Source organism: Seonamhaeicola marinus (genome assembly GCF_008085455.1).
In genome coordinates, this window is record NZ_VSDQ01000377.1 from 1 (window position 1) to 273 (window position 273).

Sequence of the window (273 nt, forward strand, 5' to 3'; positions counted from 1 at the left end):
TGTAAAATGGCTCTTGTACTTTAAACTCTTCAATAGCTTTAGAGTTGGCACTTACAAAATACTTTAACACAAATGCCAGTAGCACAATGGCTACTAAAACAAAAATAAGTTTTACTGTTTTATTCATTTTTTTTGATTGTTTATTCTTCTCTTAATGCTTCTATTGGTTTTACGCTTGTTGCTTTAAAGGCTGGTATTAAACCAATTAATGTACCTAATACCACCAATATAAATAATGCTATAAAAACTACTAAAATTGATACTGATGCGTTT

At 28.6% G+C, this 273-nt stretch carries 1 pseudogene; it reads right to left on the reverse strand.

Going from position 1 to position 273, the window contains the following annotated elements:
- Positions 1-140: 140 nt before the first annotated feature.
- A pseudogene (locus FUA24_RS25680) lies at positions 141-273 on the reverse strand (ABC transporter permease); the annotation flags it as partial.